Origin of the sequence: Mesorhizobium sp. B1-1-8 (assembly GCF_006442795.2) — a bacterium.
GTDB lineage: Bacteria > Pseudomonadota > Alphaproteobacteria > Rhizobiales > Rhizobiaceae > Mesorhizobium.
Genome location: NZ_CP083956.1, coordinates 1,266,807 through 1,289,070 on the forward strand (window position 1 = coordinate 1,266,807; position 22,264 = coordinate 1,289,070).

Here is a 22,264-nt window from a genome sequence, read left to right on the forward strand (position 1 = left end):
AGGCATGATGTTTTCCGACGCCTTCATGGCGATAGCCGATCCCAACCGGCGTTATCTCTTGGAAGAACTCCGGCGCGGTCCGAAGACGGTGAATGAATTGGCGGCCGGATTGCCGGTCTCGCGCCCGGCCGTTTCCCAGCATCTGAAAGTCCTGCTCGATGCCGGCCTGGTCAATGCCAAGGCTGAAGGCACGAAGCGCGTCTATACGGTGAGTAATGGCGGCTTTCTGAAACTAAACATCTGGCTCGATCAGTTCTGGGAGACATAGCTAGCCGTTGTTGTAGGGGAAGAGCTTGAAATAGGGCTGCGCTTCCTCGATGACGCGGGCAAAGGACGGGCGTTCGAGCAGACGGTCGTGAAAGCGTTTCACGGCAGGGTATTTGTCGCCGAACGGCTCGACCTTGTTGGCGTAGAACAGGGCCGGAGAGGCCGAGCAGTCGGCCATGGTGAAGATCTCGCCGACCGCCCATGTTTTTCCCCGCATCTCCTCTTCGATGATGGCGTATGAGTTGCGCAGCTGCTCGCGGGCCTCAACGACCCCGAACGGATCGGCCTTGTTCGGCGGCCGCAGCCTGTCGCCGACAATCTTCTGCATCGGCTCCTGCACGTAGAAATCGTAGAAGCGATCGGCCTGGCGGACTGCGATGGCGAGATCGGTATCGGCGGGAATGAGCTCGACCGGTCCGGGATAGTGCGTGGCCAGATATTCGATGACGATGGTCGATTCCAGCACGGTTCGGCGGCGCGCATCGTCGTGCAGGGCCGGCATTTTGCCCGACGGCGATATCTTCAGGAAAGCCGCGCGGGAGCGCTCATCACCGAGATCGACGATCACCGGGTTGAAGGGCGTGGCGTTCTCGTAGAGCGCGATCAGCGGCTTCCAGCAGAAGGATGCCAAAGGATGGAAATGCAACGTCAAGGACATTCTTTCGCTTTCTCCATTGCCGGCAATAGTGAAGTAATCACTTCACTGTTTTGATAAGCCAATCGAATCGAGGCACTGCGTTCCGCGGTCAGTGGTGAATTGCCATAGCTTCGATGATCTCCGGCCAGTCGGCGCGGTTCAGTTCGTGGCCACCGCCTTCGATCCGCACAAGCCTGGCGCCGGCAACAGCCGCCGCGAGCGCCTCGCCATGTTCGATCGGGAAGAGCGGATCGGAGGTGCCATGGATGACGAGCAGCGGCACCATCAGGTCGTTTATGTTGCGCTTTTCTGCGCTACCCTCGAGCAGGAAATGATTGATGGCGCTGGCGAGGCCGCCGGAGCGGTCGTAATCTTCCTCGATCATCGCCCGCGTTCGCCGCTCATCAAACGGATGCAAGGTGCTGGAGAGCGCACGCGCGTCCTTGACCATATAATCGAGCACCTGGTCGCGGTTCGACCAGTCGAGACCGGTGCCTTCGGCCGAATGTTTCCTGTAGGCCTCGCTCGCTCCGGGCAGGCCGGAGGTGTCGATGCCAAGCGGCGAGCAGCTGATCACGGTTAGCGCGCTGACGCGTCCGGGATGTTTCAGCGCCACGTTCTGCGCGATCATGCCGCCCATCGACATGCCGACCACATGGGCCTTGCGGATGCCGTGGTCGTCGAGGACGCGGATGGCATCGTCCGTCATGTCCTCGAATGTGTAAGGGGGCGCCCCGGGCTCGTATTTGGTCGACAGGCCGGTATCGCGATTATCGTAGCGCATGACGAAACGGCTGCGTTCGGCCAGCTGCCGGCAGAACGCCTTGGGCCACCACAGCATCGAGGCCATGGCGCCCATGATCAAAAGGATCGCCGGATCGGCCGGATTGCCGAAAGTCTCGGAAACGATCTCGGGGCGTGGCTCTGGGGTCATGGGTTCGCTCCTCATCATTCTGATTGCGTTTTGCAATCGGTTGCACGATAATCAAACTGGTACGATAATGCAACCGGTTTTCGGGAGATTGTCATGAACATCGACCACCGCTCCGGCTGTCCGATCAATCTGTCGCTCGAAGTGTTCGGCGACCGCTGGAGCCTGATCATCCTGCGCGATATGATCTTCGGCGGCAGGCGCCATTTTCGCGAATTGCTCAACGGCTCGATCGAAGGCATCGCCTCCAACATCCTCGCCGATCGGCTGAAGCGGCTGATGCAACTCGGCATGCTGACCAAGGCCGACGACCCCAGCCACAAGCAGAAGGCAATCTACAGCCTGACCGAGATGGCAATCACGCTGGTGCCGATCATGGCGCATCTCGGCGCCTGGGGGCGGGTATGGCTGCCGGTGAGCGAAGAGCTTTCGATCCGCGCCGAGTTGCTCGAAAAGGGCGGCCCGCCGCTATGGGAGCAGTTCATGGACGAGTTGCGCCACGAACATCTCGGCGCGCCGGCAAAGACGCCGCCGGGCAAGGCTGGCGTGCGCCAGCAGCTGCAGGCCGGCTACGAGGCGGTGGTGGCGCGCAAGGCCCATGCCGCTGCCGGCTTCACCGCCGATCCGGGCTGAAGGGCCTAATTCAAATTGATGTCGCGGCTTGCCGACCGCATCGACACCGAGAAGCCGGCGAGCACGTCGAACAGCGCGATGATCATCAGCGTGAAGAACACCGAATGCGCCGCGCCCTTGACCAGCAGGAACTCGACCAGGAAGGCGATGAAGACCAGCGTCGACAAAAGATGATCCATGATCGACGCGTTGGTCGTGCGCGCCGACTTCACCATCTCGACGAACAGGAAGATCAGCCCGATCAGGATCATCAGGTCTCCGAGCGTCATCGAGAAGACGCCGCCCGACATCATGCGGATCGAAAACATTTCGGTCGTCCACGGATCGTCGCCGCCGCCGAACAGCCCGAGCAGTCCGAGATTGTAGAGGACGAAAGGCACGATCAGCAGCGGGATGGCACCAAACATCTGGGCGTCTCCAATGGGGGGCACCCTTTTGTAAAATCCGCCGCTGCCGCGCCGTCAAGGCTTTTCGCTGGCGGCGGCGAACACGCTCTAAGACCTAATGAAATAACGATGTCAGCCGGTTGCCCGGCCGACAGCGGTGTCGGACACATCGCAAGCGCTACGCACGGTCCAATAGCGGAGCCGAGGCCGCATCAAGGGTCGGCGGACCGGGCGCCAGATACAAAAGAACCGGCCAAGAGGCCGGTTCCGAGTTCCCGATTTTTACGGGCGATGTCAAAGTGACAGCGTTTAAGCCGCCGGCTGCGCCTCGATGGTGCGCAGCGCCTGGCTCTGGCGCTTGGCCGCGGCCTTGACCGCGTCCTGCACCTTCTCGAAGGCGCGCACCTCGATCTGGCGCACGCGCTCGCGGCTGATGTCGAACTCGGCCGACAGCTCTTCCAGCGTCAGCGGCTCTTCGGCCAGGCGACGCGCCTCGAAGATGCGCCGCTCGCGGTCGTTGAGCACCGACAGAGCGCCCGACAGCATGGCGCGCCGGTTTTCCAGCTCGTCCTGCTCGATCAGCATGTCTTCCTGGCTCTCGTGGTCGTCGACCAGCCAGTCCTGCCATTCGCCGGATTCACCTTCGCTCGCCCGGATCGGGGCATTGAGCGAGGCGTCGCCCGACAGGCGGCGGTTCATCGACACCACTTCCGCCTCGGACACGTTGAGGCGGGTGGCGATCTCGGTGATCTGGTCGGGCTTCAAATCGCCTTCGTCGAGGGCCTGGATCTTGCCCTTCACCTTGCGCAGGTTGAAGAACAGGCGCTTCTGGTTGGCGGTGGTGCCCATCTTGACCAGGCTCCACGAGCGCAGGATGTATTCCTGGATTGAGGCCTTGATCCACCACATGGCGTAGGTGGCGAGGCGGAAGCCGCGCTCCGGTTCGAATTTCTTGACGGCCTGCATCAGGCCGACATTGCCTTCCGAGATCACCTCGCCGATCGGCAGGCCGTAGCCGCGATAGCCCATGGCGATCTTGGCGACGAGCCGCAAATGGCTGGTGACGAGCTTGTGCGCGGCGGAGGTGTCCTCATGCTCGGCGTAACGCTTGGCGAGCATGTACTCTTCCTGCGGCTGCAGCATCGGAAAGCGACGGATTTCTTCCAGGTAACGGGCGAGACCGCCTTCACCGGAAACGATACTGGGTAATGATTGGGCCATGATAGCGCCCCCTCTCTTTTGGAGTGATGCCCCCGAACACGGCGGGCATGTGTCGCCAATGCCAAAGGCTCATCGCGACAACCGGTGTATATAGGAACAAAACCAGAAAGGACAGCATTTGTTCAACACGAAACAGTGTGTCACGCTTAAGTGAACAACGCCAGTCAGGTTTTTTGATGGTCGGTTTGAAGCGTCTTGATGGCAGGTCTTAGAGTTTGCGAAAGCCGCCGACCAGTTCCTCCATGTCCCTTGGTATCGGCGCCTCGAACCTCATCGTTAGATGGGTAGTCGGGTGCCGGAATTCAAGGAGCCAGGCGTGCAAGGCCTGCCTGGGGAAGGCATTTACCTCGCTTTTCAGCGGCTCGGGCAGCCGGTTGGCCTTGGTGCGGAAGGCCTGGCTGTAGTCCGGGTCGCCGACCACCGGATGGCCGATATGAGCCATGTGGACGCGGATCTGGTGGGTGCGGCCGGTCTCCAGCCGGCATTCGACCAGGCTTGCGGTGGTGAATTCCTTCTGCCTCTCGCCGAAACGCTCCACCACGGTGAAATGGGTGATGGCGTGGCGGGCGTCGTCGCGGTCTTCGGGCACGACGGCGCGGCGCACGCGGTCGGATGCGCGGCCGAGCGGGGCATCGATCGTGCCGGTCGGCCGTTGCGGAATGCCCCAGACCAGCGCCAGATAGGCACGTTCCAGGTCGCCGGTGCGGCCGTGGTCGGCGAAGGCTTCGGAGAGCGCCTTGTGGGCGCGGTCGGTCTTGGCCACCACCATGACGCCGCTGGTTTCCTTGTCCAGCCTATGCACGATGCCCGGCCGCCTGACGCCGCCGATGCCGGACAGGCTGTCGCCGCAATGATGGATCAGCGCGTTGACGAGCGTGCCGGTCCAGTTGCCGGCGCCGGGATGGACGACCAGCCCGGCCGGCTTGTTGATGACGATCAGCTCGTCGTCCTCATAGAGGATGTCGAGCGCAATGGCCTCACCCTGCGGTTCGGCCGGCTCGGGCGCCGGCATGACGACCGATACGCGCTCGCCGGCGGCCATCTTGCGCTTGGCCTCCTCGACCAGCCTGCCGGCGATGGAGACGGCGCCTTGTTTGATCAACGCCTGCACGCGGCTGCGCGACATATCGGGACCGAGGGCTGCGGCCAGCCATTGGTCGAGGCGCTGGCCGGCGGCTTCCGCGCCGGCTTCCAGCACGACCGGAGCGCCGCCCTCCGTCAATTCATCCCCTATCAATATCGGGGCCTCTTCGTTATGAGCGCTCATCGAAACCCGTTGCGGATTGTTCAGCCATGGCCCGGCCCCTTGCCGAAGAAGAAGAGGAAAAACCGCTCGACCCGGAAGCCGAGAAGGTGCGCCGAAAACTCGTCCGCTTCATGATCGTCAATCTCGGCCTGCTCTTCCTCGCCCTTATGGTGGTGATCGGCGCCCTTGTCTACAAAGCCCGCAACGCGCCAGGCGCCGGTTCCGCGCCTGTGGTAGACGTCCAGGCTCCGGCCGGCGCGCCGCTCTCCGGCGACATCGTGCTTCCCGTGGGCGCCAGGGTGGTCAGCCAGTCGCTGTCCGGCAACCGCCTGTCGATCGACGCCGAGCTCGCCGACGGCAGCCGCGCCATCTTCGTCTACGACATCGCCGAGCACCGCATCATCGGCCAGTTCGCGATCCGCAATAGATGAGGCCGCAACAAATGAGGCCACAACAAATGAGCTTGCGACGATGAGCGGCTTTGCCGAAACCCGCGTCATCGCGACGGTCGCCGTGGTGGTGCGCAATTACGACGAGGCGATCGCCTGGTATGTCGAGCGGCTGGGGTTTGTGCTCATCGACGATGTCGATCTCGGCGGCGGCAAGCGCTGGGTCACGGTTCAGCCGGCCAACGGCAACGGCGCGCGGCTGCTTTTGGCCGAGGCCGCCGACGAGACGCAGGCGAGCCGCATTGGCAACCAGACCGGCGGCCGGGTCTTTTTGTTCCTCGAGACCGACAATTTCGACCGCGATCATCGGACGATGCTGGAAAAAGGCGTCGAGTTTCGTGAGGCGCCGCGCTTTGAGCCCTACGGCACCGTGGCGGTGTTTGCCGATCTCTACGGCAATCTCTGGGATCTGATCGAGCCGAAACGGCAGGGCTGAAAACGACCGCCAGGGCGTGCTGCGGTCGCTACTCTAGTCGAATGTGAGAGCGGAGGCGGCGAAGTTGCCGCCTCTTTCCTCTGTCGCGCAGACCGAGCGACACTGAATGAGCGAACTGGGCTCTCTTGGGAAAGCTAACGCTAGCCGCCCATCTTCTTGGCCATCGCGCAGAAATCTGCGTGCGCCTTGTTAAGCGTCGTATCGCCGCAGTCTTTCAGCACCGCTTTACGCTCGTCGGGTTTCATGGCCATCCAGGCGGTCTTGAAATCCGCTTCCGACCTCAATGTTTTCATGCCGGCATCAGTGAAGAACGGCGACATCTTGGCCGGGTCATCGAGTGCGGACGTGCCGGAACCAGCGGCTATCGCGGCACTACTCATCATTGCGAGCGCAACTGCGCTCATGCAGAGCACCTTGAAGTTCATTTGAATATCCTCCTTTAGGCCCTTCAAGAAAAAGTGACCGTGACGGAAGAACGTGCAGTTGCCCGGGTCGGTTCCGGCGCGGCGCAAACAAACCTGGCCGTTTGTGGGCAGAGCGCGCGCGGCTTGAAGAGTGTGCACATGGCACACAGTCCAGGTTGTTTATCCGGGGTATAGAACCGGCTCTGTCCGTCCGGGTTGATCAGATAGCCCGGCGTGTTTTCTTCTGGTGACACAGGATCGCAGGCCGGACCGTAGAGCCGGCTACTCCCACTGCCCGGGAATTATGCGCTCGATCCCTTGTCGATTTCCACGGCAATCTCTGGGACTTGGTCGAGCCGAAACGGCAGGGCTAAAAACGCCTGTTCGGCAGAGTCGGCGAACTGCGGAAACCCCAGTTGCTTTTTTCCAACCGCCAGCCTATGTAGCCGGTTCTTGAGCGCGCCCATCGTCTAGCGGTCAGGACACCGCCCTCTCACGGCGGGAACAGGGGTTCGATTCCCCTTGGGCGTACCAAGCTTTCCAACACCTTAGCATGCCAAGCCCGAGTTTCGTTGTCGGTTTCGTTGAAACGGCCGATCCAGTTCGGACTTCGCCGACCTTTCGTTTTAAGCCATTCGAGCGCTGCCTATCGCTTCGCGCCAACCCGCGTCGACTTCAATTTCTTTTTCGCTATCGTCCCCGACGCAAGCCATTGATGTTTAATGTATATTTTTCGACATACAGAATTTGTATGTCACAATATTTTGCGTATGTCGAAATTACTTAGGAAAGCCAGTATTGCGCCGGTCATACGCCGGCATGTATTATTGGGCACCCAAGTTGATTTGGAGATATGTCAGTGCGAACTAAGCAAGCCCCATTGTCAAACACGCCACCGGGTGGTGCAATGACGGTCGACGAGACGGCCGACTACCTTCGCGTCTGCCGATCGACCGTCTACGCCTTGTTTCGGTCTGGCGATATTGTTCCCGCAAAAGTCCGCGGGCGTACTCTTGTGCGCCGCGTTGACGCCGAGGCTTTCCTCGATCGCTGCGTTGGTGCTGCTTGACGGCCGCTTCTTTCTCTCGCCGTGAGCGGCGTCGCCGTGGCAACTGCGATCGGCTCGTAATGTCGGACCGCCCGTGGGTTTTTTGTGACCTGCGGCCGGCAACCGTAGCGGATCTGCGGCCAGGCGAGGCGATGGTGCCGGGAATGCAGTGGCTTCTCGCCCGCGGGGCAAACGAGCAAGGGTTGCCTGGCGATATGTTTTTCGAGATCCCGCTGAAGTTGCCGCCCGAGAAGCGCGCCAACACCGGCCCCAACGTTCGGGCAGTTATCGAGACACTACGCGAGTCTGCCGAGTTTCGGCGCATGATGGATCGGTATCACTGGTTTGCGCCAAGGGCCGGCGAGCCCGGCTATTCGGACATGCACCCGCCAACGGTTTAGCGCACCGCAGTCAATCTGACGACCAATCGACCCGGGAAAGGGAAAACAGAAACGCCGACCGCGTTGGTAAAAACGCGAGTCGGCGAGAAAGTAATTACACGAGATGACTATACCCCAGAAGCGACAAACCGCGCAAGTTATCGAACTTCAAGCCGCAGACCGGCGAGCGGCACCGACCTCGCTTTGGCCGGAGAAGCACTGCTACTCGTTCACGATCTACACCGGCACTCGCCCCATGACGAAGACGTACGGCGTCGGGCAAGACGGAAGGCCCGTTGCCACCAGGCTGGCCAGCATTTCGCCAGGCGTCGCCACGCGGATAGACCTGACGGGCAGCCTGGCAGAGGTGGCTGAGGGCTTCGCTTCAAAGCTTTCTTCGCTCTCGACAAATCAAGCGGTCGTACTCGCTCCACCCCCGCCGGATCAAGCGGAATGGCAGGTGGTAAGTGCCGTGGATATTGCCAACAATCCTGGAACCATCGCAAAAACCGACGAGCATTTTAAAGCTCCAAAAGGGCCGGCGATCATCGGTCTGGATTTCGACGTGCGAGATTGGCCCTGCGCAATCCAAGAACGCGTTCAAGTAGCCGAAGGCCACCTAAGCGGCGTCCTGAATTCGATCTTTCCGGCCATGGCCAACGCCGTCTTCGTGCTGCGCGCTTCCGTCTCCAGCGGCATCGAAAACTTGGAAATCGGGGTTCGGCAAGGCGGGCGCTTCGGCCAGCACCGGTACTTCCTCGCGGCCTCTGGCGCGGACGTAGTTCGCAAAGACAATCTGTTTGCCGATCGCCTGCACGAAAGACTTGTGCTTGCTGGTTGGGGCTATGGGTTCATTACAAGAGCCGGCACGATCCTCGTTCGTAGCTTGATCGACAAAGGGGCTTCGCAAAGCCTTAGCCGGATCTGGTACGAAAGTGACGCCTCGCTGGACGATTCCCGGCTGCGTCATCGGATCGGCGCTCGCCGGCCAATTGTAAGGAATGCTGACGGGGGTGTTCTGGATACGTCGCTTCTCGCGCCCTTGACCGAGGACGAGCGAGCAAAATTGGCAGTGATCGAAGCGGCAATCAGGGCCGCCGAAGAACCGCGAGCCGCGCCAATACGGGAAGCGTGGAAGGTGGCCCGTATCAAAGCGATGGTAGAGCGCGGAGTGCCGGTCGATCGCGCAGCGAAGGCTGTGGGCGCCGCTGTCGAACGGCACGAATTGACCGACGATTTTGAAGTCCTTCTCGACGACGGCAGGACGGTCACCGTACGCGACATTCTCGACGACCCCATCCGGTTTCACGAAGCCACATGTGCCGACGTCTTTGAACCCGAATACGGTCGCGGCCGGAACCTGGCCATAATCTACAGCGACGGCAAGCCCGTCACGATCTACTCCCATGCGCATGGCGGCATCCAGTACTTTTTGAAGGAGGCGCCGCGCGACTGGTTTGATCCTGACGCTTTGGAAACAGCCAATGAGGCGGCCGCCCCGACCAGCGAGGCCGCGGCAGTCACCCGCTTGAACACTCGCCATGCGGTCGTCCTCACGGGTGGCCGAACGATCGTCGTCACGGAGAAAAAAACGTCCGACATTTTGCAATCGGACTTCGGCGCCGTCGACACGCTGCGCCATTGGTACGCCAACGACACGCTCATGGTCGCGAAGAAAGACAAGAGCGTTTTCGACATCTGGCTTCAGAGCCCCAAGCGGCGCCAGTTTGACGGGATCGTATTCGCTCCAGAGGGAGCACCGGTCGGCAGCTACAATTTGTGGCGGGGCTTTTCCGTGCACGCCGATCCCAACGCCAGCTGTTCCCTGTTGCTGGAGCACATTCGCGACAACGTCTGCTCGGGCAATGGTGACCATTTCCATTGGGTGATCGCGTTCTTCGCTCAGATGGTCCAGCGCCCTGGCGAGAAACCCGGTGTCGCCCTGGTCTTGCGAGGCGGGCAAGGCACCGGGAAATCGATCGTCGGCCAGTGCGTGGGTTCCTTGTTTTCGGCGCACTACGTTGTTGTCTCTCAACCCGATCACCTGACGGGCCGGTTCAACGCCCATCTCGAGCGCGCCATCCTCGTTCAGGCTGAAGAAGCATTTTGGGCGGGTGATCGAGCGGCCGCGGGCGGCGCGTTAAAGGATCTCATCACGTCGGACAGGATGCGGATCGAGCGAAAGGGCATCGATGCCATCGAAGTTCGAAACAACATCCGGCTCTTGGTCACGACCAATTCCCGCTGGGCTGTTCCGGCGGGGACCGACGAGCGCCGCTTCGCCGTCTTCGATGTTGCGGAACATCGCAAGCAGGACAGCCGCTACTTCGGGGCCATCGTCGAGCAGATGCAAAACGGCGGACGTGGCGCGCTGCTTCACTACCTCCAGTCTTTCGACCTGAACTGTGTCGATCTCCGAAAGGTCCCGGACACCGCGGCGTTGCTCGACCAAAAGCTGGCCAGCCTTCCAGCGTTCGACCGATGGTGGATGACAACGCTTGGCCGCGGCGAGCTTGGATACGCGAGTGATTGGCCGGAAACAATCGATAAGAAGGCCGCTTACGCAGCCTACGAGAAAGACGCAGCCAAGCTCGGCCGCGTCATGAGCGACGCGGAATTCGGAAAGGAGATGAAGCGAGTCTGCCCCTCAATCGAGACTAAGAGAATCCGGGTTGGAACGGCGCGCGCCTACGTTTTCGTTCTGCCGCCGCTGGATGAATGCCGGCAGGCTTTCGCCGATTTGCTTCGCTCACCATTGGATTGGAACGAACTGTGACGGTTCGCTTTACCGGTAGACCGGACCGCATGGACCAGTTGGGGACCGAAAAAGCATTATATTTCAACGGGCGGTCTAGGTGGTCTAGGTGGTCTAGGTGAAAAATAGAATTGCAGAAAAAGTATGTTGCCGTATGTCCGGAGCTTCCTGGCGCGATAGGCGGCTTGTGCCCGTAGAAAGGGAATCGGGAAACCACCCGGACCACCCGGACCACCCGGGCCGTGCTAACAATTTCAATGAGTTAACGGGCAAACCCACCTGGGACAACGGCGGACCGCATAGACCGGACTTTTTGGCAGGCGAGCAGGTCGCCGCGATACCTCTTGTGGGCGTATTGCTGGAGTGGGGCTTATGAAGCGGCGGGGCGCCCCACAGTTGCTAGCTTGGACCAAATCGGCGGAATGGCGTGCGATCTGCCGCCATCAGGCGCGGAAGAACCTCGCCGCCTGGAAAGCAGCGCCCCGCTGCGGCGCGACATGCCGCACGACCGGCAACCCATGCAACAACCCAGCGACGGCTGGGAAGATACGTTGTCGCCTCCATGGGTCCGCCACAGGAGCCGGCAAAAATTGGCATATCCCGCAGCCGGCGATCACGCCTCAGAAGACCGAGATGAAAATCGCAAAACGCGTGCGCGAAGCGGAGAAACATGCGAAGCGGATCGCCGCCATGACGCCCGAGCAGCGCGATCGGTATGAGGCATGGCAACGGGCACACAAACCCGGATCCGCCGCGGCGCGCCGCCGGGCCAAGGCAGAGCGGCAGCAAGCCGCCGCAGTGCGCAAGATGCTGTCAGAGCCACGACCACGCCCGACCCCGAGCGAAGAGGTGGCGGAGCTGGAAAAACTGATCGCCGATCGAAAGGCCGAACTCGCTCGCGCCCTCGCCAAAACCAATGATCCTGGAGCATTTGGATGAGCACCGAAGACAACGAAACGCCGGAGCAACTGTTCGAACGCGTCGACCGCAGGCTGCGGACCGTCGGCCTCGAGAGTGCTGTTGAAGCTTTGATCGCGGTTTGCACCGACAAGGCGGCGCCAATGCCGGCCCGAGCAACTGCTGGCGTCGCCTTGCTGCGCGCCAACGGAGTGCTTGTTGACCGATCAGCGGGCGGGAAGAAGGGAAAGGACCCAAGCGAAATGACGGGCGACGAGCTCCAGGCCGAGATCGATCGGCTGAAGCGCACAGCGCGCGATATCGGGAACCCGTCATCGGAGCCCAATGCAGAGGCGGTCAGCGCCTTCGACTAGCGGCCGTCCAGATGACGCTCTATGGCCGCCTCGACCTCGTCGGCGCCGGCTTTGCCGGCCAGAGGCGTCAGAGCGTCGGCGAGCTTGGCGCGCTCGTATTCTCGCCGCCCGTCCATTCGGGCGTATCGTGCGAGCTCGCGCCGCATGAACCAGCCAGGAGCAAGCACCCACAGAACCCACGCGATGCACACGACCAGAGGAATCATGATTGCCGGGTTTGTCAGCGTCTGGCCCATCGTCTTCCCCCGTCACCGGTTCGGCGGCTTCTTCTTAGCACAGAACCGTGATGCCGCCAGACAGACCAGGCTTCGCCGGCTTTGATTAGGCGCCAAGTGTGCCGCTCGCCCGCTGTTGCTGGTATGCCTGAAGCGATTTCCCGATTAGGGAGAAAGGCAAATACATGCTCAGGATGTGAAGCGCCGACAAACCAGGCGGGTTCGCTGTGTGCGATATCTCGACATCCCATATGCACGCGAATTCGATTCCCGGAGTGCCTGCGTTTTCTGTCCTGAAATCGCTGCACCACTTACGTCCGTCGGGAAGCTGCCCTGACGAGACAACGATTTGCATCAGCGCCATCTCTACGGGAGCGTCGGGAAGTTCGCCCCGAGGCAGCGATTGCCATTGCGCAGCGCCTCTCCCGTGCATTTGGTGTGGCGAAAACCTTGCCATCAGAAGGAACCTTTGCAGCAGATTGCCAGCGATCGGATGCGAGAGGCGCAAATATAGGCCCTGCACCCGCGTAGTCAAGTAGTAATGGAGTCTATGCGTATCAGGTGACCAGTTGTTGATTTTGTCGTTGGCTGTAGAGTGGCCGGGTAAGCTGAAATCAGCAAATTTTACATTTGACAATTACACAAGCAGGCGTAAGTTATGCATGGCCCGAAAGCCAAAGCAGTTAATTGAGTTTCGAGTCCGGCGTCTCCTGGAAAATGTCCAAGAGAGCGATCTCTAAAATCCAGGAGGAGCCCGCTGCGGCTCTTTCGGCCGCCGGACCCCCAGAATCGCCTAACCCTCTAGAACCGCCCGAAAGCGGAGAAGGAAGCAGCAAATGTGTGACGTCATCGATTTTGCCACCCGTCGGTCAACTTCGACCGCTCCCAAGGTCGAAACAGAGTGCGATTGGACGGTTGCGAGCGCGCCGGTCGACGGCTTTGCCGATATGGTGAGAATAACGCTCGTTGCAGATCGCAGCGCCCTCGCTGAAATCGAGGCCCACCATGAACAGGCGTGGGCGCGGCACATGAGGCGCCAGCTTGCATCAGCAAAGGTTGAACGGGCGGGCTAGGCCGAACAACCGGCGCCCTTCATTCAAAGCCTGCCACGTCCGCGTGGCAGGCTTTTGCTTTGGGCGGACAGATGATGGCAAAAACACCGCTTTTCGGTCGTTTGCTACCAACCCACTACCATCAGTAACACCTAAGCCGCTGATATCCTTGGCTGGCCAACAGTATCAATAATACTGTGGTCGTGATTTCGAGCCCCCGGCGGCGCGAGAAAGCGGAGGCCCTGGCGGCTGAGCGAGGCAGCTTAGGCGCTGGCCTTGCCAGACGAAGCGAGCCGCGCTGGCGCCGAGCCGACGGGCGCCGCGACCTGGCCGGCAGGGGTGGGGCCACCCCGTGGCATACTCCCAATCGTGCGGCCGGAACCCCGGCGGACCTTCAAAGAAATTTTCAATCTTGCCGAACTTTCGGACATCCTGTCCGCCTCGAATTTTGGGGCGTCGAAACCCCCGAAACGCTGGTCACGGCCGCGCAAATCGGCTAAATTATCTGTCGCCGGAACAACCGCAGCACTCGGGCCGCTGCACCGCCGCGGGCTCGCCCGTATCCTCAACCGAAAAATCCTGATCGCGCATTCTCGCTGAGCACCGCTCGCGCGCGACGATGGTTCGAATGGATGGAGGTTCCGGTGCCAGGCAAGCCGTGGGAAAAATACCAGTCAGCAGCGCCGTCGGCCGGCCCTGAAATCGTTCAGGTCGCCAGCGGCAAAGGCCCCCGCCTTTTGGGCATCCCCGTGCCAGCGGCGCCAGCAGCTGACCCCTGGGCCGGCTTCCCCGATGCCGCAGCCAGCGACATTCCGCCGGGTTTTCACGTCGTCGCTCAGCCGGAGCCCACCGCACCCGCAGATGGACCGTGGACGAAGTATCGCACGCAGGCCTCAACAGCGGGTGGCGAGAAGGCTGGCCGCAACGTCTTCGATCAGTTCGATCCGCCGGCAAGTCAGAAACAGCCAGGGAACGTCTCCGACCAGTTTGACAAGGTCCCGCCCGGATTCCGCATTGTCGAATTTGAGGGTCAGCGCGTCCAGTTCCCGAATGATTTCACCGACGCCGAAATCTCTGATGCTCTTTCGTCACTGAAGCCCGCCGCGTCGACGGGCGGCCCGCGGTTCCCCGGAACACTGGTCCAAAACGATCCGTGGGCCGGTTTTCCCGATGCTGTGCCGCCAGGCTCCAAAGCCGCCGGGCAGCCAGGCCCTTGGGAGAAATACGTTGCTCAGAGTCCGATTGAGGTCAAAGCGCCCGACGGGACGATCGTAAAGTTCCCTGCGGGAACCTCCGATGAAGTCATGGTGAAAGCTATGCGCGAGACCTACGGAGGGCCGTCTGAAAAGCCCTCCGTCGCCAAGGACGCCGGCCTTTCGTTCGCATCCGGCGTGCCGCGCGGACTGGCCGAAACCGTGATGTTTCCGGTCACGCTTAGCCGCATGGTCGAAGGCGCCGGGAATTATCTCTACAATAAGGCCGAGAGCGGCGTCCGCTACGCCGTCGGCGCAGATCCTCTATCCGAAGAAGAACTGGCGCGCCGCGCGGCATCGGCCAACTCGTCGCCGGCCTACGCCGTCGAAGACCGCGTGCGTCAGTTGATGGACGACAATCTGCACAAGCCGGAAACGACCACCGGAAAGTACGCGGGCACCATCGGCGAATTCGTCGCGCCTGGCGGCATCCCGAGCAGGGCCGCACGCATGGCGACGACTGGCCGCGAGATCGTTCAACGCGTCGCGGAGGATCTTGCCGGCAACGTGCTTGCGCCGGCGGTCACTTCCGAAGCAGCGGGCCAAGCTACGGAAGGCACACCCTACGAAGGACTGTCGCGATTTCTTGGCGCGCTGTTCGGCAACACGGCGACGGCCGCCGGCCGCGCCTACAACGCACCGGAAAGTGTGGTGCGCCGGGCGACCAGCGAAATGACTGATGCGGATTGGCGGCGCGCTCTCGGCCTCCAGAACAACACGACCGGCGTCAGGCTGACCGGGCCGGAGGCAATCGCCCAGGCAACAGGCGGCGGCAGTGCTCTGCCGAATTTGCTGCGCGTCGTCGAGGGCTCTGTTGATGGTCGCGCGAGGACGGGAGAGTTCTTCGCGCAGCGCCCCGCTCAGGTCGACACTGCCGTCGGCAATGTGCTCGACCAGATTGCCCCGCAGCATCCCCAACCGTCGACGCTTGGGCCTCGAGCCGCAGAAGCGGCCAGCAGTGTCGTCGACACCGTGCGCCAGGGCATCAACGCGCAGACGCGCCCCCTCTACCAGACGGCGCAGCATCAGCAGATCCCGCCGGCGCAGTTTGCGGCGATCGCCGCCGACCCACGCTTCGCGGCCGGCCTAGCGCGGCTACGCGGCAACGCCGAACTGGCACCCGATTACGCCGGCATGGCGGATAATTCGATCGGGGTGGTTGACGCGGTGACGAAGGACATGGCGGCCCGCGGCGAGGCACTGCGCAACACAGCCAATCCTCTATATGGCCCCGAGCTCGCGGCCAGGAGCACCGCTGGCGCCGCCGACGCTCGCAACATTGCCACCAACCAGTCGCCCGAATATGCGCAGGCGCTGGCCGAGCAGGAAGCGCTCCGGCGCGCCGTGCTCAACCCGCTCGAGCAAGGCCCGGTTGGGCGTGTCGCGGCGGCGAAGGATACGGCCGGCGCCGGCAATGCCATTCTGCCGCAGAATCCGCTGACGGGGTCTGCGGGCGAAGCTGCGGACGCTTCCCGCCGGCTGATGACGGAGGATCCGGCAACCACGGCGGCGCTCGTGCGGCAGAACCTTGGCGACCGCTACGCCAAAGCGTCGACCGAAACCCAGGAAGGCGTTCGCGATTTCGCCGGTGCGAAGTTCCACAAGGATGTCGCCGGCAACGACGTACGTCAGGAAGTGCTCGACGCAGTGCTGCGCGAGACGTCGCCCCAGGCAGCGGCCGCCATGCCTGAATTGCTCGACGTGCTCCAGGCCACCGGGCGCCGCAAGCCGATCGGCAGCGCGACTGAATTCAACCGTTCGATGAACGCGGATCTGGCCGGCGCGGCATCGCCTGTCGGCATTGGGGTTGGACTGGCACGATCCCTGGGTTCGTCAATCACGCGAGTTGGCGACATCGCCAAGCGCGCGGCGCTGCGCGGCAACCTGAGGACGCTAGCGGACATGTTCATCGATCCGCATTCGGTCGAGCTTATCCGCAACGCGAACTACCGCCGCGGCGGCATTGGCTTGGGCGAAGCCCTGGATCGGACCGCGGTCGAGGCCGGCGGCACGCTTTTCGATCCGCGTGGCGCGCGATGATATCGGTCCACTATTGCATCTTTGGGCAACAAACCCCATTTGGCGCACCAGGGTGGGTGGCATTAACTGTTTTTTGAGCCAACAGGTGCGACAAAGCGTTGTCTCGCAAGGAAAATGCTTGCGAAGGGGATCGTTTTGGTCGCATATGCATTTTAGTAGGAGCACACGCGAGCGGACTGGACCCGAAAGGTTCTGGAAAGCCATCCGAAGCCAAGGTTAGCTGCTTGCGGCTTAACTGAGGCGTGTTCTTAACGGTTAGATCGCGAACATCGTCCTGCAGGGCGCCTTTGCGGTGGTCGTTAAGATCCGTAGGTGTGAGGGATGAGTACCCCAAGAACAAGTGTTCTAGAGTGCGATCCCGCTGTTCAAAAGCAAGCGATAATTCGAGCCGGCGGTCCCGAAAAAGGCCGCCGGCTTTTAAATTTTAAACGATGTAGTCGTTCGGTGCGATGTTTACGTGCGTCGGCTTGGGCTCTCGGGGGGCGCCGTGGCAGTTGGGGTATTTGCGCTTCAGCCCACCTTTCACAGGAATACAATCATAGTGAAATTTGTAATCGTATGTGCCTCCTAAACGGCTTCTTGCGTTCAGAAGACACGCCCCGTTATGGCTGTCGGAATTTGTATTTCGAAAAAAGCCGTGCCTAGCCTTTCCCGGGCTCTGAAAGTAATGATGGCCATCTGAAAAGCAGTGCCGTTCTTGACCGGGAGCGTGGGTTTTTGGGCATGCAGCAAAGAACGTTTGAAGAGCGCTTTTGATCGTCTGATTCGGTTGGTCTGCGATCGCCAAGTCGCGATAAAGAGGCCACAGCAGATTTTGTAACGCTTCCGATCGAAAATTCCGTGTCGGAAGGAGGAGCGGCGTTAGATTCGCTACTGTTGTAAAATCTGACACGATTTTTGAGCGGTCGCGGAGGAGCTTCGCCGAAGATATTACCCTCTTGGCAAACTCGTTAAGATGTTCGTTCAGAATGCGTTTGCTCGCGTCGGGGGGTGGCGCAAAAGGGGGTATTCCGAGAGGCAAACAAAACGGAAAAAAACCCTCCAGCAGACGTTCGGTCGTTTCGTCCTTAAAATCTGAATAGATTAGCAGGGTCGCTAATCGCTCGTCTTCGTTCAATCCGGCAGCAATTCGATTTGCCTGTGCGATGAGGCCGTTCGCGTGCTCCGGTGAATAGGACGAAACGCCGCGATTCGGTGTCAATACAACCCGACCGCCTGGTGCGATACGGTTCTCAGATTCTCGTCGCATGCGATCAAACGCCATCGGATCGAGACCGGCAATAACTAACGTGTAGGTCATCTTAGACCCGCTTGCGCAGAAGGTCTGCTACCACGTCAAGGCTCAAATTCGTCGAAGACAGCTGTTTGCGATCGAGTGCCTGAATAACCGCTTCCAACAACGTTCTGCCCGCAGCGGCAGACGGCTCTTTGCCATCACTCGGCTTATTTACAGCAATAAAGCGATCTCGGGAAAGTCCTTGCAATTCAAGCCATTTGGATATGTTAGCTTTGATCAAAGTATCGCGCTCTTGGGCTTCCGCCGGTGCTATGAGATCGGCAGGAATCTCAACATAGGTATCGTCAGGCTTTTGGGCAACATCTTTGAACGTGAAATCCTCGAGGTTAAACCAGCGCCTACCATCTTCCAGTGGGACAGAGAATGCTGCCCAGAATCGATAGTTGTACCTAGGCCCACGTTCAGCATTCGGGACTGTTTCAATTCCGACTGCCTTTCCGTCATTAGGAACAAGAGCCTGAATATTTTTATGCTGCCCCATCAGAATAACCGCATATTCGTCCGAGAGCCGTTTAGTGAGGTACTCGCCCAGCGACCGTTCAAACTTGATAAGCTTTAGATCGTCTCCAAGATCCTTGCCTAACTGACTCAGTAGGTAAGGTCGGCCGCCTGCCAAGAATGCTTGAGCGAGCGATCGAATTTTAGAGTCGATCCGCTCAAGCTCATCATTGCTGATTGTCATGTCACCCCTCGTGTTTTGCCGCCCGTGGCCCTTGGCTTTTAGAATTTCATCCACGACTATCACAGTGGCAAGTACGCATACAGACCCGCCGATTAGTACAGCCTCCCCTGTGCGCTGCTTCAGGCGCTAGTCTTCTCACCGAAAATCCGGTAGGCTCATTGAGCCGGAACAACCGCAGCACTCGGGCCGCTGCACCACCGCTTCGGAACACCGCCGGGGCAAACGTCAACGACTTCCAACCAAGCATTTGAGCGTTTGTGCCGAGCGTGGCTCGTGCACCGCCGTGCTGCCTGGAAGCGACGTGCTGGTGCATCAATATGGCCGCTCCCGCGAAGCCGCGTCTCACCTATTCATATGTTGGATTTCAGCAAGAACAGCAGCAAAATCCATTTCCTGGAACCCAATTACAGGCGGATCTCGCGGAACTAACGCGAGCTGCGAATGACACGATCGATGCGCTGGCCGACGTGCGGCGCGCCGACGGCGCACTGCCGAACGGCAAGGTGACGGTCGACAGCCTGGCGCCGAATGTTCTGGCTTTGCTGCGCGGCGACGGTCCAACAGGGCCGACCGGACCTTCCGGCGCAGCCTCGACAGTTCCGGGTCCGACCGGCCCAACTGGGCCGGCTGGCGCTACAGGTCCGACCGGCGCCGGCGCAACAGGCGCGACGGGGCCGACTGGCTTCACTGGGGCCACAGGTCCGACTGGCGCAACTGGCCCCGCGGGCGGGCCGACTGGCGCGACAGGGCCAGCCGGGTCGACCGGTCCAGTCGGTGCAACCGGTCCGACCGGACCCACGGGAGTCACTGGTCCGACCGGCATCACCGGCGCGGGCGGGCGCGATGCCGGCATTCGCTATCTATGGGACACCGGCACGACGGCTGCCGATCCAACGACCGGAAAGCTGCGCATCAACAACGCTGCGCTGGCGTCGGCGACGGCGCTCTACATTTCCGAGACGGACAACGATGGCAACGGGATCGCCGCGTTCCTGGCGACGTGGGACGACAGCACGACTGCCACGGCGCGCGGGGTCGTCACCATCCGCAAGATCGGTGCGCCGGCAACATTCATCCAGCTTCAGGTCACGGCGGCGCTGACCGATGGTGGCGCGTGGGACACGTTCACCGTGTCGCATGTCGCATCGGGCGGCACCTTTGCCAACAACGACCCGGTCAGCGTGAATTTTTCCCCCGCGGGCAATGTTGGGTCCACGGGACCGACAGGCATCACCGGGCCGACGGGGCCAACGGGCATCACAGGCCCAACGGGGCCGACTGGCGCCACTGGCGTTACGGGGCCGGCGAGCGCAGTTGTCGGGATCAATACGCAGACGGGAACGACTTACACGTTCGTTCTCGCGGATGCTGGAAAGGTCGTCGAAGGCAACAACGCTTCGGCGCAGACCTACACAGTTCCGCCGAATTCCTCAGTGGGCTTCGCGATCAACACGATCCTGTATGTGACCCAGTACGGCGCGGGCCAGATTACGCTTGCTGCGGGTGCCGGCGTCACGCTCGGTGCGCCAGGAGCACGATTGAAGACTGGCCAGCAGTATTCGATGGTCATGCTCTACAAGCGTGCCGCGGATGAATGGGTTGTCAGCGGGGATCTGGTCTAATGCCGGCTTTTCTCGGCGGGGCCGTGGCTTCCCAGGCACGGACAAGGCTGCTGCCGCTGATGCAGCGGCTTGGGCTAACTGCCAATCTGACGGTGTTGCTTGACGCGGGCGATCAAGCCTCGTTCTCATCCGGCCAAACCTGGGTAGACTTAAGCGGTGGCGGCGATAGCTTCTTTTTGGGCGCGACAAGCGGCTCAGAGGCCTCCGACCCCACCTTGAACGGGACTGCCGGTCGTCTGAGCGCAAACGAGTATTGGAAATTCAACGGAAGCCAATACTTCATTCTAAACCAGGCGAATCCGGCATGGGTGAACAACATCCACAAGGCTGCCGCCAAGTTTTCTAGCGCCGGCCTATATTGGTTTGGTGCTGTCAACACAGCCAATGGCATTTGGGGTAACAACGCAAACGCGCCCGGCAACCTCGGGGCGCGCCTGACCGTAACGGCAGCAGGGGCGCTAAATTTCAACGTCGCCAAAACCGGTGCTTCGTTTGCGCTCGACGTCAGTTCGACGCTCAGTCCAACCGCCGGCGCCTGGCACTTCATCGGCATGTCGGTCGATGAAGCGGCTGGGACCGGTTTCATCCATATGGACGGGACGAATTTCAGCTTCACATCGACTTACGCAACACCTTCGGCGGCAAGCGCGACCTACACCATCGAAATCGGCGCTCGCGGCAATGGCGACGGGAAATTCTCTAATACCTCGCGCATGGGCTTTCATAGCATGTGGGAGGGTCGCTCTCTCACGTCAGTCGAGATGGCAGCGATCTATGCTGCTATGCGATTGAGGTTCGGCATTTAGTGCGCCTTCGACGAGCAGCTTCCGCGATCACGTAATTACCCCACGCAAAGCGACGCCTATCTTTGGGTGGCGGCGGACCTTTTTGAGCCCGCCTCGGCCGGCGCCTCCTAGGCTCTACCCCAACCCCCCGCCCCCTTCGGGGCGCCGGCCGTCATTCGTCCCGCCAAATGACCCGCTTCTCCCATCGGACCTGAACCAGGCGCCGGAAACGGATGGTGTGCGCCTGCTCGCCGGACGGGTGGAATAGCTCTGCATCCATCCATTCGCGGCTGCCGCACTTTTGGCAGCGGACCTTGGCCCGAACCTCGTCAATCGTGACATTGCCGATCACCTCGCGCAGCTCGAGCGGTTTGTAAAAGCGTTTGAGGTTGCAGCGGGCGCAACGAATGCCGGCCACCTGCCCGGCATCATGGGCATGCGTCAGGGTCCAGGCGGCACCTCGCGGCCACTTTTCAGGTTGTTCCGGCATACTCTAAAATGAGGAACATATTCCTGACGCGTCAAGGCCTCTTGACTCTCATGTTCTCATTTTGTTCACTGTTGGCAAAACGGAGACATTCTCATGAAACCGATGCGAGCCACCGAAGCCGAGCAGCCCGAAATATATGCCATAGTTAAGCGCGAGATGCCCGCCATCCACCGCGCTGCGGTGAAGATGGCGAAGCCGCTGCGCGGCCTGTCCGACGTCAGCCAAAAGCAGGCTATCACCGAACTGGTTGCGGCCTGGATCATGGCGATCTACCCGGACGATCTGGAGTTGGCGATTTCACTTTCCGATGCGATGCGCGACCAAACCGACATCCATATACAGGAAGCCTGGAGGGTGCGCGCTCGATCGCAGCACTGATGGTAAGGCGAAGCCGCGGCATCCCGGCGCCGTCTACTATCGACAGCAAATGGCCGCATCAGATCGCCCTGCCCGACGACATCTGCACCGATCGGAACTTCACGCTGATCAGGCGCTTCCTCGAAGGGCATGGCCTGTCGTGCCGGACTAGGGCGGTAATCGCGATTTGGGAAGATGGCGCGCAGCAACAATGGCGCCTGCATTGCTTCGCGGACGCTGCGGCGGCAAAGGCGTTCCTTGACCACTTCGGCGGCGTCGTGTTCGATCCGAAGCGCGATAGGGAGAACGGGCGCGCACGCGGCGTCTGGCGGCGCAATGGCGTGTACGAGCGAATTCTGGAGATCGGGCCACTCAGCGTGCCGGAAATCCTGCGGAACTGAGGCAAA

At 61.0% G+C, this 22,264-nt stretch carries 26 protein-coding genes and 1 tRNA gene; 16 read left to right on the forward strand and 11 right to left on the reverse strand.

The features are described from left to right. The first annotated feature begins 4 nt into the window (after positions 1-4). The gene (locus FJ974_RS06225; protein ID WP_140533870.1) at positions 5-268 is read left to right on the forward strand and encodes an ArsR/SmtB family transcription factor; all 264 of its coding nucleotides are present in this window, start codon (positions 5-7) and stop codon (positions 266-268) included. Here FJ974_RS06225 and FJ974_RS06230 read toward each other — a convergent pair whose 3' ends face one another. Both FJ974_RS06230 and FJ974_RS06235 read right to left on the reverse strand, forming a co-directional pair. Beyond that, entirely contained in the window at positions 269-925 is a 657-nt protein-coding gene (locus FJ974_RS06230) for a glutathione S-transferase family protein (RefSeq protein WP_140533871.1), read from the reverse strand. A gap of 88 nt (positions 926-1,013) precedes the next feature. Next, positions 1,014-1,838 carry an alpha/beta fold hydrolase gene (locus tag FJ974_RS06235; protein WP_140533872.1) on the reverse strand — a complete coding sequence of 275 codons (825 nt, stop codon included), beginning with the start codon at positions 1,836-1,838 and terminating at the stop codon, positions 1,014-1,016. Positions 1,839-1,931: 93 nt separating this feature from the next. Here FJ974_RS06235 and FJ974_RS06240 point away from each other — a divergent pair, with 93 nt between their 5' ends. Continuing rightward, on the forward strand, positions 1,932-2,468 hold the full coding sequence (locus FJ974_RS06240) for a winged helix-turn-helix transcriptional regulator (protein ID WP_140533873.1): 537 nt from the start codon (positions 1,932-1,934) through the stop codon (positions 2,466-2,468). Between the two features lie 5 nt (positions 2,469-2,473). On the opposite strand, the gene FJ974_RS06245 is transcribed toward FJ974_RS06240, so the two are convergent. The 3 genes from FJ974_RS06245 to FJ974_RS06255 all read right to left on the reverse strand — a co-directional run bounded on the left by FJ974_RS06245 (position 2,474) and on the right by FJ974_RS06255 (position 5,342). Next, positions 2,474-2,875, reverse strand: coding sequence for a hypothetical protein (locus tag FJ974_RS06245; protein ID WP_140533874.1), 402 nt, complete (start codon positions 2,873-2,875; stop codon positions 2,474-2,476). A 288-nt stretch (positions 2,876-3,163) separates the two neighbouring features. Further along, complete coding sequence (gene rpoH, locus FJ974_RS06250) at positions 3,164-4,075, reverse strand: RNA polymerase sigma factor RpoH (RefSeq protein WP_140533875.1); 912 nt, start codon at positions 4,073-4,075, stop codon at positions 3,164-3,166. A gap of 208 nt (positions 4,076-4,283) precedes the next feature. Then, entirely contained in the window at positions 4,284-5,342 is a 1,059-nt protein-coding gene (locus FJ974_RS06255) for an RluA family pseudouridine synthase (RefSeq protein ID WP_140533876.1), read from the reverse strand. 26 nt (positions 5,343-5,368) lie between these two features. Between FJ974_RS06255 and FJ974_RS06260 the strand changes: the two genes are divergently transcribed. Both FJ974_RS06260 and FJ974_RS06265 read left to right on the forward strand, forming a co-directional pair. Further along, the gene (locus FJ974_RS06260; protein WP_140533877.1) at positions 5,369-5,752 is read left to right on the forward strand and encodes a fimbrial protein; all 384 of its coding nucleotides are present in this window, start codon (positions 5,369-5,371) and stop codon (positions 5,750-5,752) included. Positions 5,753-5,792: 40 nt separating this feature from the next. Continuing rightward, a complete protein-coding gene (locus FJ974_RS06265) occupies positions 5,793-6,206 on the forward strand; it encodes a VOC family protein (RefSeq protein WP_140533878.1) in 414 nt (137 codons plus the stop codon). 140 nt (positions 6,207-6,346) lie between these two features. Here the strand turns inward: FJ974_RS06265 and FJ974_RS06270 are convergent, their stop codons facing one another. Both FJ974_RS06270 and FJ974_RS06275 read right to left on the reverse strand, forming a co-directional pair. Then, entirely contained in the window at positions 6,347-6,631 is a 285-nt protein-coding gene (locus FJ974_RS06270; RefSeq protein ID WP_140533879.1) for a hypothetical protein, read from the reverse strand. A 281-nt stretch (positions 6,632-6,912) separates the two neighbouring features. Next, positions 6,913-7,077, reverse strand: a complete 165-nt coding sequence (locus FJ974_RS06275; protein ID WP_181177153.1) for a hypothetical protein — start codon at positions 7,075-7,077, stop codon at positions 6,913-6,915. Here FJ974_RS06275 and FJ974_RS06280 point away from each other — a divergent pair. From FJ974_RS06280 to FJ974_RS06305, 6 genes are all read left to right on the forward strand, one after another. Continuing rightward, positions 7,070-7,144: transfer RNA gene (locus tag FJ974_RS06280), tRNA-Glu, on the forward strand. The two genes, FJ974_RS06275 and FJ974_RS06280, sit on opposite strands and share 8 nt — an antisense overlap. A 373-nt stretch (positions 7,145-7,517) precedes the next feature. After that, positions 7,518-7,679, forward strand: coding sequence for a helix-turn-helix domain-containing protein (locus tag FJ974_RS06285; protein ID WP_140533880.1), 162 nt, complete (start codon positions 7,518-7,520; stop codon positions 7,677-7,679). A gap of 59 nt (positions 7,680-7,738) precedes the next feature. Next, on the forward strand, positions 7,739-8,059 hold the full coding sequence (locus FJ974_RS06290; RefSeq protein ID WP_226891500.1) for a hypothetical protein: 321 nt from the start codon (positions 7,739-7,741) through the stop codon (positions 8,057-8,059). A gap of 235 nt (positions 8,060-8,294) precedes the next feature. Then, on the forward strand, positions 8,295-10,814 hold the full coding sequence (locus FJ974_RS06295; protein ID WP_140533882.1) for a primase-helicase family protein: 2,520 nt from the start codon (positions 8,295-8,297) through the stop codon (positions 10,812-10,814). 612 nt (positions 10,815-11,426) lie between these two features. Then, the gene (locus FJ974_RS06300) at positions 11,427-11,732 is read left to right on the forward strand and encodes a hypothetical protein (RefSeq protein ID WP_140533883.1); all 306 of its coding nucleotides are present in this window, start codon (positions 11,427-11,429) and stop codon (positions 11,730-11,732) included. Continuing rightward, positions 11,729-12,064 (forward strand): hypothetical protein, encoded by a 336-nt coding sequence (locus FJ974_RS06305; protein WP_140533884.1) that lies wholly within the window; start codon positions 11,729-11,731, stop codon positions 12,062-12,064. The genes FJ974_RS06300 and FJ974_RS06305 overlap by 4 nt, the downstream gene beginning before the upstream one ends. Here the strand turns inward: FJ974_RS06305 and FJ974_RS06310 are convergent. Further along, positions 12,061-12,300 (reverse strand): hypothetical protein, encoded by a 240-nt coding sequence (locus FJ974_RS06310; RefSeq protein ID WP_140533885.1) that lies wholly within the window; start codon positions 12,298-12,300, stop codon positions 12,061-12,063. The genes FJ974_RS06305 and FJ974_RS06310 overlap by 4 nt on opposite strands. Before the next feature lie 815 nt (positions 12,301-13,115). Here FJ974_RS06310 and FJ974_RS06315 point away from each other — a divergent pair. Together FJ974_RS06315 and FJ974_RS06320 are read left to right on the forward strand one after the other, a co-directional pair. Further along, positions 13,116-13,352, forward strand: coding sequence for a hypothetical protein (locus FJ974_RS06315; protein ID WP_140533886.1), 237 nt, complete (start codon positions 13,116-13,118; stop codon positions 13,350-13,352). Between the two features lie 1,295 nt (positions 13,353-14,647). Continuing rightward, positions 14,648-16,624, forward strand: a complete 1,977-nt coding sequence (locus tag FJ974_RS06320) for a hypothetical protein (RefSeq protein WP_140533887.1) — start codon at positions 14,648-14,650, stop codon at positions 16,622-16,624. 424 nt (positions 16,625-17,048) lie between these two features. Here the strand turns inward: FJ974_RS06320 and FJ974_RS06325 are convergent, their stop codons facing one another. Next, positions 17,049-17,924 carry a hypothetical protein gene (locus FJ974_RS06325; protein ID WP_140533888.1) on the reverse strand — a complete coding sequence of 292 codons (876 nt, stop codon included), beginning with the start codon at positions 17,922-17,924 and terminating at the stop codon, positions 17,049-17,051. Position 17,925: 1 nt separating this feature from the next. Beyond that, positions 17,926-18,603, reverse strand: a complete 678-nt coding sequence (locus tag FJ974_RS06330) for a hypothetical protein (RefSeq protein WP_140533889.1) — start codon at positions 18,601-18,603, stop codon at positions 17,926-17,928. A gap of 317 nt (positions 18,604-18,920) precedes the next feature. Here FJ974_RS06330 and FJ974_RS06335 point away from each other — a divergent pair, with 317 nt between their 5' ends. Together FJ974_RS06335 and FJ974_RS06340 are read left to right on the forward strand one after the other, a co-directional pair. Further along, complete coding sequence (locus FJ974_RS06335; protein ID WP_181177154.1) at positions 18,921-20,225, forward strand: collagen-like protein; 1,305 nt, start codon at positions 18,921-18,923, stop codon at positions 20,223-20,225. Then, positions 20,225-21,031: a LamG domain-containing protein gene (locus FJ974_RS06340; protein WP_140533892.1), complete on the forward strand. Its 807-nt coding sequence runs from the start codon at positions 20,225-20,227 to the stop codon at positions 21,029-21,031. The genes FJ974_RS06335 and FJ974_RS06340 overlap by 1 nt, the downstream gene beginning before the upstream one ends. 151 nt (positions 21,032-21,182) lie before the next feature. Here the strand turns inward: FJ974_RS06340 and FJ974_RS06345 are convergent, their stop codons facing one another. Further along, on the reverse strand, positions 21,183-21,500 hold the full coding sequence (locus FJ974_RS06345) for a hypothetical protein (RefSeq protein ID WP_181177155.1): 318 nt from the start codon (positions 21,498-21,500) through the stop codon (positions 21,183-21,185). Between the two features lie 93 nt (positions 21,501-21,593). Between FJ974_RS06345 and FJ974_RS06350 the strand changes: the two genes are divergently transcribed. After that, the gene (locus FJ974_RS06350; RefSeq protein WP_140533893.1) at positions 21,594-21,878 is read left to right on the forward strand and encodes a hypothetical protein; all 285 of its coding nucleotides are present in this window, start codon (positions 21,594-21,596) and stop codon (positions 21,876-21,878) included. Continuing rightward, a complete protein-coding gene (locus FJ974_RS06355; RefSeq protein ID WP_140533894.1) occupies positions 21,878-22,258 on the forward strand; it encodes a hypothetical protein in 381 nt (126 codons plus the stop codon). The genes FJ974_RS06350 and FJ974_RS06355 overlap by 1 nt, the downstream gene beginning before the upstream one ends. The last annotated feature ends 6 nt before the right edge of the window (positions 22,259-22,264 follow it).